Origin of the sequence: Streptomyces sp. NPDC050085 (assembly GCF_044460595.1) — a bacterium.
In the GTDB taxonomy this organism is placed as follows: Bacteria; Actinomycetota; Actinomycetes; order Streptomycetales; family Streptomycetaceae; genus Streptomyces.
The window spans coordinates 698,683-711,769 of sequence record NZ_JBITJZ010000003.1; the positions used below are offsets into that span (position 1 = coordinate 698,683).

General features: G+C 74.0%; 10 protein-coding genes. 4 read left to right on the plus strand and 6 right to left on the minus strand.

The genetic code is table 11. From position 1 onward, the window contains the following. Positions 1–119: 119 nt before the first annotated feature. The 3 genes from ACIBUY_RS15655 to ACIBUY_RS15665 form a co-directional block, all read right to left on the minus strand. Positions 120–263: a hypothetical protein gene (locus ACIBUY_RS15655; protein WP_365560628.1), complete on the minus strand. Its 144-nt coding sequence runs from the start codon at positions 261–263 to the stop codon at positions 120–122. A gap of 54 nt (positions 264–317) precedes the next feature. Continuing rightward, positions 318–677 carry a hypothetical protein gene (locus ACIBUY_RS15660; RefSeq protein ID WP_399152829.1) on the minus strand — a complete coding sequence of 120 codons (360 nt, stop codon included), beginning with the start codon at positions 675–677 and terminating at the stop codon, positions 318–320. A gap of 121 nt (positions 678–798) precedes the next feature. After that, the gene (locus tag ACIBUY_RS15665) at positions 799–1,404 is read right to left on the minus strand and encodes an HhH-GPD-type base excision DNA repair protein (RefSeq protein ID WP_399152830.1); all 606 of its coding nucleotides are present in this window, start codon (positions 1,402–1,404) and stop codon (positions 799–801) included. Between the two features lie 108 nt (positions 1,405–1,512). Here ACIBUY_RS15665 and ACIBUY_RS15670 point away from each other — a divergent pair, with 108 nt between their 5' ends. Then, positions 1,513–4,302 carry a GNAT family N-acetyltransferase gene (locus ACIBUY_RS15670; RefSeq protein WP_399152831.1) on the plus strand — a complete coding sequence of 930 codons (2,790 nt, stop codon included), beginning with the start codon at positions 1,513–1,515 and terminating at the stop codon, positions 4,300–4,302. 22 nt (positions 4,303–4,324) lie between these two features. Here the strand turns inward: ACIBUY_RS15670 and ACIBUY_RS15675 are convergent, their stop codons facing one another. Further along, positions 4,325–5,086: a sulfite exporter TauE/SafE family protein gene (locus ACIBUY_RS15675; protein ID WP_399152880.1), complete on the minus strand. Its 762-nt coding sequence runs from the start codon at positions 5,084–5,086 to the stop codon at positions 4,325–4,327. A 164-nt stretch (positions 5,087–5,250) separates the two neighbouring features. Between ACIBUY_RS15675 and ACIBUY_RS15680 the strand changes: the two genes are divergently transcribed. Next, the gene (locus tag ACIBUY_RS15680; RefSeq protein ID WP_365560638.1) at positions 5,251–6,165 is read left to right on the plus strand and encodes a LysR family transcriptional regulator; all 915 of its coding nucleotides are present in this window, start codon (positions 5,251–5,253) and stop codon (positions 6,163–6,165) included. 10 nt (positions 6,166–6,175) lie between these two features. Beyond that, the gene (locus ACIBUY_RS15685) at positions 6,176–6,505 is read left to right on the plus strand and encodes a cupin (protein ID WP_399152832.1); all 330 of its coding nucleotides are present in this window, start codon (positions 6,176–6,178) and stop codon (positions 6,503–6,505) included. 10 nt (positions 6,506–6,515) lie between these two features. On the opposite strand, the gene ACIBUY_RS15690 is transcribed toward ACIBUY_RS15685, so the two are convergent. Further along, entirely contained in the window at positions 6,516–7,253 is a 738-nt protein-coding gene (locus ACIBUY_RS15690; protein WP_365560643.1) for a sensor domain-containing protein, read from the minus strand. Between the two features lie 106 nt (positions 7,254–7,359). Further along, positions 7,360–10,809 (minus strand): BTAD domain-containing putative transcriptional regulator, encoded by a 3,450-nt coding sequence (locus ACIBUY_RS15695; protein ID WP_399152833.1) that lies wholly within the window; start codon positions 10,807–10,809, stop codon positions 7,360–7,362. A 956-nt stretch (positions 10,810–11,765) separates the two neighbouring features. Here ACIBUY_RS15695 and ACIBUY_RS15700 point away from each other — a divergent pair. Next, complete coding sequence (locus ACIBUY_RS15700; protein WP_399152834.1) at positions 11,766–13,025, plus strand: MFS transporter; 1,260 nt, start codon at positions 11,766–11,768, stop codon at positions 13,023–13,025. Positions 13,026–13,087 lie beyond the last annotated feature (62 nt).

Here is a 13,087-nt window from a genome sequence, read left to right on the forward strand (position 1 = left end):
GTCGAATGGCTGACTACTGACTGCCGACTGACGGACCTGCTGACGGACTGCTGACGGTCTGCCGACTGACTGCTGACTGACCGGGCGGGCGGCCCTTGCGGGTCGCCCGCCCGTTTCGTTCAGCGGCCGCTGTCCTCCCGAGGGGGCTGCGGCGTGCGGTGGTTGTCCGGTGTCGGGGGCTCCGGCGTCTTCTCCGGGCGTGCGTCGCGGGCCGCTTCCGCGCGCAGGAGGGCGCGCAGGAGGGCGTACGGGTCCTTGGGCATGGGATGGTCGTCCTTGTCCTCTGGTGAGCTGTGACCTGGCCGGGGCGGGCCCTGTCAGCAGCGCAGGACGACCGTGCGCAGTGCGCGGTGGGTCGGGTGGGTGCCGTCCGTGAGGGACGGGAGGTGCGTCGCCGCGTCGGGGAGAGAGGGCGGCAGCGTCGTCGTCGTCGGCAGCCGCGTCGGATGGCCGGTCGGCAGGCGCAGGGCGGCCTCGGGCGCGTCCTGCTGGAGCTCGCCGGGTTCGCAGGAGGACGCGGCGGCCGGGGGCGGGGCGGCGGCCTCGGACGGGGCTGCCGCGAGGGGCGCGACCAGCAGGGTCAGCACGGTCAGCACGGTCAGCGCCAGGACGAGCGCACGCGCCCAGGCCGCCCGGGCACGGTGGCCCGGGGGCGTGGGGGACGTGGCGGCGCTCATGAAAGGTCTTGTCCCCCGGACACGCCCGTGACGTGATCTCCGAGCGGCCAGAACCGCTCTCTTGGGCTACGGGGAGATCGCTGAGCTGACGATCGCGGCCACGATCACGGCACGGCCACGGTCACGTCTTCGCGGCTTTCGCCGCCGCCTTCATTTCCTGCTTGTACGCGCGGACCTTGGTGAGCGACTCGGGTCCGGTGATGTCGGCGACGGACCGGTAGGACTTGGCCTCGCCGTACGGGCCCGCGGCCTCGCGCCAGCCCTTGGGGCGTACGCCGAGTTGTTTGCCGAGCAGGGCGAGGAAGATCTGGGCCTTCTGCTTGCCGAAGCCGGGCAGGTCGTTGAGGCGGGTGAGCAACTCCTTGCCCGTCGCGACGCCCTCCCAGACGGCCGCGGCGTCACCGTCGTAGTGCTCGACGAGGTACGCGCACAGCTGCTGGATGCGCTTGGCCATGGACCCGGGGTAGCGGTGCACGGCAGGCTTCGTGGAGAGCAGGGTGGCGAAGGCCTCGGGGTCGTGGGCGGCGATCTCGTGCGCGTCCAGGTCGTCCGTGCCGAGCCGGTCGGCGATCGTGCGAGGCCCTGCGAACGCCCACTCCATGGGCACCTGCTGGTCGAGCAGCATGCCCACGAGCGCGGCGAGCGGGCTGCGGCCGAGCAGTTCGTCCGCCGCGGGGTCCTGGGCGAGGTGGAGTGTGACGGCGTCCTTCTCAGACTCAGAGCTCATACGTCGATGATCTCGCCGGGAGACGGGGGCTGCATGCCAACCCAGAGGCAACCAAGGTTAGGCTCACCTAACAACGTCTGCACAGAGGTGCACGGAAGTGGGGGTCTTGTGAGCGGCGACAGCGTGGACTTCGACGTCTTCCGCGACGACTGGGGGATACCGCACCTGCGGGCCGGCGACGCGGTCTCGCTCGCGTACGCCCAGGGTTGTGTGACCGCCGTGGACCGCGGCTGGCAGCTCGAGGTCGAACGGCACCGGATGCTGGGCACGTCGGCCGGGCCGCTCGGGGAGCAGGCGCTCGCGTGGGACCGGTTCGCGCGGCGGGCGCGGCTGGCGGACACCGCGCGGCGCTGTTACGAGGCCCTCGACGACGAGACCCGTGCCTGGGTCGGCGCCTATGTCGACGGCGTCAACCACGGGCTGAGCCAACTCGGCGACACGGCACCGGAGTTCGCGCGGGCCGGGGTCGCGCTCGGCCGGTGGGAGGCGTGGACACCGCTCGGGGTGTGGCTGGGTGCGCACGTGTTGTTCGCGGGGTTCCCGGCGAAGCTGTGGCGGGACGAGGTCGTGCGGCGGCTCGGGGCGGACGCGGTCGGCCTGTTCGCCACCGACGGGCCCGGCACGTCGGGCAGCAACGGGTGGCTCGTCGAGGGTGCGGCCGGGGCGCGCGGCGCTGGTGGCGGCGCGGTCGTCGCCGGGGACCCGCACCGGTTCATCGAGGACCCGGGCGTGTACCAGCAAGTGCACTTGTCCTGCCCGGAGTTCGACGTCGTCGGGCTCGCCGTGCCGGGCGTCCCCGGCATCGGGCACTTCGGGCACACCGGCAAGGTCGCCTGGGCCATCACCAACGCCATGTCCGACTACCAGGACCTGTACCGGGAGCGGCTGCGGCGGACCGGAGGGGGCGGGGTGGAGGCTCTGGGGCCGGACGGATGGGAGGTCGCGCACGTCCACGTCGAGGACGGTGTGGAAGTCGTCGAGACGGAGCGCGGAGTCGTCATCATCGGCGGGCCGGACGAAGTCGGGAGCGGGGGCGAGGGCGAGGGCGGAGGTGAATGTATAGGCATAGGCATAGGCGAGGGTGAAGGCATCAGCCTGCGTCAACCCGCCCGCGTATACGGGGACTTGGGCTTCGCCGCGCTGCCCGCGCTGCTGCGCGCCCGTACCGTCGCCGACGTCGACCGCGCCTTCGACCGCTGGGCCGAGCCGGTGAACGTCGTCCTCGCCGCCGACACCGAGGGCGGCACCCTGCACCGCGTCGCGGGCACCGTCCCCGTGCGCGACCCGGAGAACATGGTGCGCGTGGTGCCCGCCTGGGAGGAGCGGTACGCGTGGCGGGGCACCTACGCCCCCATGCCGCGCGCCGAGGTCGAGGGCGGGATCGCCGTCATGGCCAACGAACGCTCCCTCGCCGCCCCGCTCGGCGTCGAGTTCGCACCGCCGCACCGGGCCCGGCGCATCGCCGAGCTGCTCGACGGGCGGCCGAAGTGGCGGGCCGAGGACATGAGCGCGGTCCACATGGACACGCAACTCGCTTCAGCAGAGCCCCTGTTGGCACTGGTGGAGGAGGTCGAGGGGCTCGCGGGTGACGCCGCGGCGCTGCGGGAGGCGCTGCTGAACTGGGACCGGCGGATGGCGGCGGGCAGTGTGCGGGCGGCCGCGTTCGCGCGGGTGCGGGCCGGTGTCGTACGACGCCTCGCCGCGCACCCCTCCCTGGCGCCGCTCGCGGACCTGGCCCCCGCCTACCCGGAGGTCTTCCGGCCGTGGCTGGCGCTCCTGCCGCGCGTCGCGTTCGGCCTGGAGAACCTGCTGACAGGGACTCAATTCCCGTACGAGGAAAGGCTCGCGGTCGTACGGGAGGCGGTCGAGGAGGTTGCCGGTCTGCCGCCCGGGACCACCTGGGGCGAGCTGCACCGGCTCGCGCCCTGGCAGGCGCTGCCCGATCCGGACGCCGCGTGGCCGGGGCTCGACGGGGACCACGACTGCGTCCTCGCCACGTCGAGCGTGCCCGGACTCACCGACCTCAGCGCACGCGGCCCTTCCGCCCGCTACGCCTGGGACCTCGCGCGGCGCGACGACAGCCGCTGGGTCGTCCCGCTCGGCGCGTCCGGGGTGCCCGGCAGCGCGCACCACCGGGACCAGCTGCCGCTGTGGCTGCGCGGCGAACTCGCCCCCGTCGTCACCGACTTCACCCTTTTGACCAAGGAGAACCCCCTCGTGACCGACGCGTACGAGAACGAGAACGAGAACGAGAACGAGCACGAGCACGAGTACGAGCACGAGTACGAGCGCGGGTACGAGAACGAGCACGGGTACGAGAACGAGCACGAGCACGAGTACGAGCAGCACGTCGACGGCTTCGGCACCTTCCGTCTCACGCGCCTCGACCCCTCCGGCGCCGACATCGACGTACTGCACGGGTGGGTGAGCGAGGAGCGGGCCCGGTTCTGGGGGATGAACGGCATCGGCCGGGACGACGTCCGCGAGATCTACGCCCACCTAGACTCCCTCGACACGCACCACGCGTACCTCGTCCGGCTCGACGGCACCCCGGTCGCGCTCTTCCAGACGTACGAGCCGGAGGCCGACCGGGTCAGCGAGTGCTACGAGGTCGAGGACGGGGACATCGGGGTGCACCTGCTCGTCGGGCCCGCGGGCGGGGCGGGGGCCGTGCGCGGGTTCACCGGGGCGCTGGTCGGCGTGCTGACCTCCTACGCGCTCGACGGACTCGGCAGGAAGCGGCTGGTCGCGGAGCCGGACGCGCGCAACGAGAAGGCGATCGCGCTGTTCGCCCGCATCGGGTTCGAGCTCGCCGGGGAGATCGTGCTGCCGGAGATCGACCTGCCCGAGGTGCACTTGCCGGAGAAGCGCGCTCAACTGGCCTTTTACAGCCGGTAGTCAAGGAGAAGCAGCTGGTGGCTCACGAGCGGGCGATCAGGAAGACGGAGGCCGTCACGCCGACCGTCACGATGACGCCGCGCAGGACGGCGGGCGGCAGCCTGCGGCCGACGCGCGCGCCGATCAGGCCGCCTGCCGTGGAGCCCGCCGCGATCAGTGCCGCGACCGCCCAGTCGACGTCGGCGACGGCGATGAAGACGACCGCGGCGATGCCGTTGACCAGGGACGCGAGGACGTTCTTGGCGGCGTTCAGACGCTGCAGGTCGTCGCGGAGCACCGCGCCGAACATGCCCATGAGCAGGACGCCCTGGGCCGCGCCGAAGTAGCCGCCGTACACGCCGGTGCCGAGGACGCCGAGCCAGACGGGGACGCCGCCGTCGGTGCGGGAACCCGCGCCCTGGCGTGACTTCGTCCAGCGGTTCAGGCGCGGCTGGAGCAGGACGAGGAGGCAGGCGGTGAGGATCAGGACGGGCACGATGCGGCGGAACGCGGAGCCGGGCAGGTTCAGCAGGAGCAGGGCGCCCGCCAGCCCGCCGAGCAGGGACGCCGTGCCGAACCGCAGCAACCGGGCGCGCTGGCCGCGCAGTTCGCGCCGGTAGCCGTACGCGGCGCTGAGCGTGCCCGGCACCAGGCCGATGTTGTTGGAGACGTTCGCGAGGACCGGCGGGTAGCCGAGGGCGAGCAGGGTCGGGAAGGTGATCAGGGTGCCGGAGCCGACCACCGCGTTCATGCCGCCGGCCGCGACTCCGGCGGCACCGATCGCCACCGCTTCCAGCAGATCCACCGTCATGTCCACCGTTCTCTCAACGGGTCGGCACCCGCCGGGAGTTCGCGACCTCCTCGACGGGTTGCCGCCCTGGGCCGTCCCATGGATGATCGTGCGCGCGCCGGGGATCCAAGTCAATCCTAGGGTTTTGTTGGAGAACCCCAAGCTATAGCTTGGGCACGGTGACCCTCGACGACCTCCGCGTCTTCGTCGCCGTCTGCCGCGCGGGCAGCCTCAGCGCCGTCGCACGCGACCTTTCCTGTACGCAGTCCGCGGTGAGCCAGCACGTCAAGAGGCTGGAGAAGGAAGTGGGCATCGGCCTGCTCGAACGGCATCCGCGCGGGGTCGTGCCCACCCCCGCGGGCCGCATCCTGCGCGCCGCCGCGGCCGACGGGATCGGCGGCATCGACAGTGCGCTGCGCCGCCTCGGCGACCTGGCGCGCGGCGAGAGCGGCTCGGTGCGGGTGACGACCGGTGCCACGTCCGTGCGGCACTTCATGGCGGAGGCGATCGTCGAGTTCCGGCGCAGTCATCCGCAGGTCAGTCTCGAGTTCCAGACGGTCAGCTCGAGCCGCAGCTGCTTCGAGGCGCTCGCCGCGCACGACCTCGACCTGGCCTGGATCACGATGGGGGCGGCGGAGCGCGGGATAGAACTGCGCCCGGTGGTCCAACTGCCCTGGGTCCTCGCGGTCCGCGACGACGACGCCCTGGCTGCCAACTCCACTGCAGAACCAGGTGACTTGAGGGAATCGGCCCAGCTGATCCTGCCGCCCGAGCACTCCACGTCCCGCGGCCACCTCGATGAACGGTTCGCGGAACTCGGCATAGCGAACGGGCCCGCGTCCGGCACCGGCATCGCCGACTGGGACACCGCCGTACACCTGGCCGAACTGGGCCTCGGCCACGCGGTCGTCCCCGACCTCCCGGGCCTGCGCGGCCCCGGCCACCCGGGCCTCACCCTGCTCCCGGTCCCCTGCCTGCCCCCGCTCCAGGTCGGCTGGGCGGTACGCCGCTGGTCGGCCCTGACACCGCTGGCCCGGGCGTTCGCGGACACGGTGGGCCGCAACTGCCCGGGCGTCCCGGCCACGGCCGTGTGACGCTGGCCCCATGACCACGACGTACGACCTCACGTCCCTGGCCGCCGACCAACTGGCCGCCGCCCACCGCTCCCCGCACGGCCGCGCCGCCGAACTCCTCGTCCGCGAGGACCCCCTGCTCCGGCAGAGCGTCATCGCCCTGACGGAGGGCAGCGCCCTGGAGGAACACAACGCCCCGCACGCCGCCAGCCTCCAGGTCCTCCGCGGCCGCGTCCGCCTCACCGCCGCAAGCGGCGACGCGGAGCTCGCGACGGGCGAGCTCCGCGTGATTCCGCAGGAGAGGCACGGGCTGGTGGCGCTGACGGACGCGGTGGTGCTGCTGACCGCGGTGACGGCCTGACCCGGGCCGGTCAGCGGGTGCCGAGCAGGGTGCGGATCGCGGCGCGGTCGACGTTCGTCAGGGCGCGGACCAGCTTCGGCGTGAGGAAGACGAGGACCAGGCCGATCGCGGAGACCGCGGCGATCTGGGCGGGCGACTCGACGTAGTACGCGTGGTGCACGCCCGCGTCGGTCGTGAAGTCGTAGAGGCGGTAGCCGGGCCAGTCCAGGTAGCGGTGGAAGACCCAGGAGTACGTGGGGAAGAGCGCGACTGCCCAGCCCGTGACCAGGCACGTGACGGACAGCGAGAACGACAGCACCCTCCACGGGAACATCACCGTGTGGAAGAGCAGCGCCTTCCAGCCGGCCGCGTCCGTGAGCCGGGCGCGCAGACCGGGGGCGGGCGCTGCCGGAGCCGCGACGTCCAGCCCGAGCAGCGCCTTGGCCCGCCCGCGCTCGGCGGCCCCCAGGGCCCGGGCCCCGCCCAGCGCGGCGACGAGCACCGGAAGCCCGACCCAGGCGACGAACGAGCCCACTCCCACGGCGAACATGGTCACCGCGAAGGTGAAGGACGCGACGGCGACGGGCAGCGAGGTGATCGTGTGCCCGATCTCGCGGTACGTGGCACCGGCGAAGGGGGCGCGCCAGAAGCCGGTGGCCGGGACCGTGCGGTGCTCGTGGATGTTGCGGTGGTCGCGGATATCGAGGTGCTGGATGTCGCGGTGGTCGCGGTGGGTGTCCGCGTAGGGGAGGAGCGGCGTCGTGGTCATGCTTCAAGCGTCCCGTTCCGACGCCCGCCGGGACATGGGGGGACTTGGTGTCTTGGGGGTGGGGAAAACCCCCGGCCCAGCTCGAAACGGTCCCGCCCGCGGACCGTCAGACAAGACCGGCCCGCCCCAGCGCCTCCTCCGGGGACAAGCCCGTCCCCGCCTCGAAGAACCCGGCGAACCCAGACGCCCCGAGCGCGGCGGAGGCCCGAGCGGTGATCCGGTCCACGTCCCCCCGTTCCGCCGGGGGCAACGGCGCTCCGGACGATGCCCGGGCCGCGTCCGCCGCGCCCAGCAGCAACGCCGCGTCGCCCGCCGCCCCCGCCAGCGACACCGCCCCCGCCAGCCCCTCCAGGCTCAGCGCGAACGCCCGTGGCTCGGCGAGCACCCGCGCCGCGTCGAGGCCCCGCAGGTGATGGGCCCGCGCGGCCTCCGCATCGCCGCGCAGCTCCGCCGCGAAACCGAACTCCGCGGCGACCAGATGATCCCCGGCAGGTGAGGACAGCGCGCCGAGACCGTCCCGCAGGCGTACGAGGTGACGCTCGGCGGCGTCGAGGTCGCCGGAGCGCCTGGCGCCGAGCGCGAGGCCCATCTCGGCGTGGATCTCCCCGTACTTGTAGCCCTGTTCGATGGCCCGCCGCCGGGCTTGTTCGTGCAGGTCGCGGGCGCGTTCCCAGGAGTGGTTCAGCAGGGCGGTGCGGCCGAGTCCGGAGAGGCGGGCGGACACCTCGGCGGCGAGACCGAGGTCGCGCGCGATCCGCAGCCCTTCCGTGCCGAGCCGTTCGGCATCCGCGTACGCACCCTTGATGTCGGCGAGCGCGGTCAGCGGCTGCACGGTCTGCAACTCGCCCCAGCGGTCGCCCAGTTGACGGAAGAGTGCGGCCGAGCGCAGCCCGTCGCGTTCCAGGGCGTCGAGGTCACCGCGGACGAGGGCGTGCAGGGCCCGCAGGGCGAGGGTGGCCGCGGTCGACCACGGGTCGTCGGGGTGCGGCGGATGCGCGTCGAGATGGCGGCCGCAGCCGTCGGGGTCACCGCTGCTGAACAGGCCGTAGGCGTACAGCCATTGGGCGGGTGCGGACGGGGGCGCGGACGCGGCGTACGGGGGGAGGGGTTCGCCCGGGACGCCGGTCAGCAGGCCGAACGCGGCGTGCAGTACAGCGAGTTCACCGTTCCAGACCTCTCTCGGGATCCCGGACAGGGCTCGGTACGCCTCCGTGAGCCGGCCGCGCAGCAGCCACCACCAGGCCAGTGCCGAGCCGAGCCGGACGGCCGCGTCCGGCTCGCGCCGCGTGGCCGTGTCGAGGGCGGCGCGCAGATTGCCGGACTCGGCGTCGAGCCGTTCCAGCCAGGCCTGTTGCCCACCGTCACGCAACCGGGGCGCGGCCCGCTCGGCCAGGTCGAGGTGGTGGCGCAGGTGCAGGTCGCGTACGACGTCCTGTTCGCCGCTCTCGGCGAGGCGCTCCAGGGCGTACGCGGACACGGACTCCAGGAGCCGGTAGCGCGGGCCGGCGGGATGATGGGGTGGACCGGGTGTGACGGTCACGAGCGAGCGGTCCACGAGGCGCGTCAGCAGGCCGAGGACGTCGGCGCGGTCCACCGCGTCTCCCGCGTCCCTCGCGTCTCCCGCGCCCCTCGCACCCCTCGCGTCCCTCGCGCAGACGGCCTCCGCGGCCGCCAGCGTGCAGCCGTCGCGGTGCACGGCGAGCCGGGCGAGCACGGTCCGCTCCGGCGGGCTCAGCAGCTCCCAGCTCCAGTCGATCATCGCGCGCAGTGTCTGCTGCCGGGCGGGCAGTCCGCGCGGCCCGGCGCCGAGCAGCCGGAACCGGTCGTCGATGCGGGCCGCCAACTCCCTTACGCCCAGGGCCCGTACGCGGGTCGCGGCGAGTTCCAGGGCGAGCGGGACACCGTCGAGGCGGCGGCAGATCTCGGCGATCGCATCCGGGTCGAGGGCCGGGTCGAAGCCCGGTGCGGAGGCGATGGCGCGGGCCGTGAACAGGGCGGCGGCGTCGGCCGGTTCGAGCGGCTCCACGGCATGCACCTGCTCGCCCGCGGCGGCGAGACCGAGGGGTTCCTGGCTGGTCGCGAGGATGCGCAGGCGGGGCGCGGCGCGCAGCAGGGCGTACGTGAGATCGGCGGCGGCGTCGATGACGTGCTCGCAGTTGTCGAGCACGAGCAGGGCGTCCCGCCCGCGCAGCGCGTCGGCGAGCCGCTCGGTGGGGCCCGCGCCCCGGGCGGGTTCGTCCCGCAGGCCGAGGGCGGCGGCGACGGCCCCGGCGAGGTCGTGCGCATCCCCGCCGCCGGGACGGCCGGGACCACCGAGCCCGGCGAACTCCACGAGGTGCACCCCGTCGGGCGCCGCGACCTCCCCCGCGGCGGCCACGGCGAGCCGCGTCTTGCCGACGCCGCCGGGGCCGGTGAGCGTCACCAGGCGGTGTTCGGCGAGGAGCCGGCCGATCAGACGGAGGGCCGCGGCGCGGCCGACGAGGGGGGTGGTGGGGGCGGGGAGGTCGCGGAGGGCGGGGCCAGGGGGCTCGGGGTTCGTACGGCCGGGGTTCGTGAACCCTGGGTTCGTACGGCCGGGGTTCGTGAACCCTGGGTTCGTACGGCCGGGGTTCGTGAACCCTGGGTTCGTACGGCCGGAGTTCATGACCCCGGGGTTCGTACGGCCGGGGTTCGTGGGCTCGGGGTTCGTGAGCTCGGGGTTCGTGGGCTCGGGGTTCGTGAACCCGGGGTTCGTACGGCCGTGGGTCGTGAACTCAGGGTTCGTACCGCCGGACGTCGGTCCGTTCGTACGGTCGGAGGTCCGCCCCGCATCCTCCCCCGCCGACAGCACCCGCTCGTCCTGCCGCAGGATCGCCGTGTGCAGCGCAGAGAGTTCCGGCGACGGGTCCACGCCCAGCTCGTCCGCGAGGACCTTGCGCAGTCGCTCGTACGACGTGAGCGCCTCGCTCTGGCGTCCCGCCCGGTACAGGGCGCGCAGGTGCAGCCCGCGCAGCCGCTCACGCAGCGGTTCGGCCTCGACGAGCGGCCCCAACTCGCCCGCGACCACGTCATGGTGACCGAGTGCGAGCCGCGCCTCGGCCCGCTCCTCCACGGCCACGAGCCGCAACTCCTCCAGGAGCCGCACCGGCCCCCGGACGAACGCGGCGTCGGCGAAGTCGGCGAACGCGGGCCCCCGCCACAACTCCAGGGCCTGCCCGAGGAGTCGTACGCGCTCCCGCGCATCCGGCACGGCACGCGCCTGCTCCACCAGCTCGCGGAAGACGACGGCGTCCACCTCGGCGCCGTCGAGCACGAGGCGGTACCCGGGGCCCTGCCGCACGACGCGTTCACGGCCGACGGCCCGGCGCAGTTGGGAGACCTTGGCCTGCAGGGAGTTCGCCGGATTGCCCGGAGGCCGCGCACCCCACAACTCCTCGACGAGCCCGTCCACGGACACGCCCCGCCCCTCGTGCGCGAGCAGCACGGCAAGCAGCGTGCGCACCTTCACCTCGGGCACGACAACGCTCTCCCCGTCGCGCCCCCGCACGACGAGTCCCCCCAACACCCCGAACCACATGCCCAGACGGTACCCACCCACCCCGGGAACCCGGCCGCCGCCCGGCCATCAGGGACGGTCACCCGGCGACCCGGCGACCCGGCGACCCGGCGACCCGGCGACCCGGCGACCCGGCGACCCGGCGACCCGGCGACGCGCACCCGCTCACAGGGGCGGGCGCGCGTTCCCGGGCGGTGGCACCCGGCCACCAGACACCGGCACCCGCTGAACCGCGTCCGGCCCCCGACCAACGCAGACAGCCCTCCGGCAACCAGGGACCTGCACCAGCCACCAGCAGCACGCGCGGTCACACGCGCGGTCAATGGCGACGGGCCCGATCACCGACACCGCGCTGGGCCACCGGCATCGCCCCCGGCCGCTGGCGACGGGCCCAACCACCGGCAGTGCGCCCTCTCCCGGGCGATGGACCCAACCATCGGCACCGCATCCGACGCCCTCGGCGACTTCGCCCAGTCACCGGCATCGCCCCGGCCACCGGCGATTGGCCCCACCACTGTCCCCTCCTCCCGCCCCGGCCGACGGACCCAACCACCGCCCCGAGCCCGGGCCTCGGTGACTGAGCCCAGCTCCGGCCGCATCGCCCCGGCCACCGGCGATGGACCCAACTACCGACCCCGCCCCCTGTCCCCGGCGACTGCGCCAAGTCCCCGGCATCGCCCCGGCCACCGTCAGCGCCCAGCCACCGGAGACGCGCCTGACCACCGGCACCGCCCCCAGGCCTCGGCGACTGCGCCCAGTCTCCGACGGCAACGCCCAGTCCCCGACGGCAACGCCCCCGGCAGCGGACCCGACTAACGCGGCACCGGCACCGGCACCGCCCCACGTCCCCGGCCCCGGCGGCCCCAACCACCGCAGCACAGCCTCCACCCCCCAACCCGCACCCCACCCCACCCCACCCCACCCCACCATCAGCAAACCCTCAGCCGACCCGAAGCACCCCCGGCCAAAGTCCACCCATGACCACCACCACAGGCCAAACCCCGGCCCCCGCCGCCACCGGAGCCCCCGCGGGCGGTGGGCGGCTCCCGATGTCCGCCCTGCTCGCCCTGGCCACCGCCGTCTTCGTCACCAGCCTCACCGAGACCCTCCCGGCGGGCCTGCTCCCGGACATGAGTGGTGCGCTCGGCGTGAGCGAGTCGGCCGCGGGCCAGACCGTGACCGTGTACGCGGCCGGCACCTTCCTCACCGCGCTCCCGCTGACCGCCGCCACCGCGGGCTGGCGCCGCGGCCGCCTGCTCCTCACCGCGATGACCGGTTTCGCCGTCGCGAACACGGTGACGGCGCTCTCCTCCTCGTACGCCCTGACGATGACCGCCCGCTTCGTCGCCGGTGTCGCGGCCGGTCTGGCCTGGGCCCTCCTCGCCGGCTACGCCCGCCGTCTCGCCCCGCCCCACCTGGAGGGCCGCGCCCTGGCGATCGCCATGGCGGGCATCCCGGTCGCGCTCTCGCTCGGCGTCCCCGCGGGCACCTTCCTCGGCTCGGCGCTCGGCTGGCGCACCGCGTTCCTCGCGATGACGGCGCTCACCGCGGTCCTGCTCCTGTGGATCCGCCTGACGGTCCCCGACCACCCGGGTCAGGAACGTTCGGCCCGCACCCCGATGCGGCACGCCCTGCGCGTACCGGGCGTGGGCTCCGTCCTCACGGTCACGCTCGTCTTCGTCCTCGCGCACACGATCCTCTACGCGTACATCGCCACGTTCCTCGACGACCTCGGCCTCGGCGACTCCACGGACGTGTTCCTGCTCGTCTTCGGCGCGGCCTCCCTGCTGAGCATCTGGGCCGTCGGGGCCCAGATCCACCACCGGCTGCGCGCCCTCACGCTCACCGCCACCGTCCTGGTCGCCGCGGCCGCCGCCGTCCTCGCCCTGGCCGCGGACAGCACCCCGCTGGTGTACGTCGCCGCCGCCCTGTGGGGCCTCGGCTGGGGCGGCGTCCCGACGCTGCTGCAGACGGCCGCGGGCCGGGCCGGCGGAATCGACAGGGGTGCCGCGGAGCGGCTCGATGAGGGGCGGGGGTCGGGTGACGGGCGGGCCGATGCCGCCCAGGCGATGCTCGTGACCTTGTGGAACGTGGCGATGGCCGGCGGCGGCGTGGCCGGCGGCGTGCTGCTCGACCTGGCGGGTTCGGGCTCGTTCCCGTGGGCGGTGCTGCTGCTTCTGGCGCCGGTCCTGGCCCTGGTCCTGACCGCCCGCAGGCACGGCTTCCCCACCTCGTGAACACCCTCACGTCCCACCCCGAACTCCCAACTGACCCAACCTGCCCAACTCACCCAACTCAC

Excerpts from the sequence above, each read along its gene's own strand:
- ACIBUY_RS15655 (WP_365560628.1), bottom strand. The coding sequence starts at position 263 with ATGCCCAAGGACCCGTACGCCCTCCTGCGCGCCCTCCTGCGCGCGGAA.
- ACIBUY_RS15660 (WP_399152829.1), bottom strand. The coding sequence starts at position 677 with ATGAGCGCCGCCACGTCCCCCACGCCCCCGGGCCACCGTGCCCGGGCG.
- ACIBUY_RS15665 (WP_399152830.1), bottom strand. The coding sequence starts at position 1,404 with ATGAGCTCTGAGTCTGAGAAGGACGCCGTCACACTCCACCTCGCCCAG.
- ACIBUY_RS15685 (WP_399152832.1), top strand. The coding sequence starts at position 6,176 with ATGACCACGACGTACGACCTCACGTCCCTGGCCGCCGACCAACTGGCC.
- ACIBUY_RS15690 (WP_365560643.1), bottom strand. The coding sequence starts at position 7,253 with ATGACCACGACGCCGCTCCTCCCCTACGCGGACACCCACCGCGACCAC.
- ACIBUY_RS15695 (WP_399152833.1), bottom strand. The coding sequence starts at position 10,809 with ATGTGGTTCGGGGTGTTGGGGGGACTCGTCGTGCGGGGGCGCGACGGG.
- ACIBUY_RS15700 (WP_399152834.1), top strand. The coding sequence starts at position 11,766 with ATGACCACCACCACAGGCCAAACCCCGGCCCCCGCCGCCACCGGAGCC.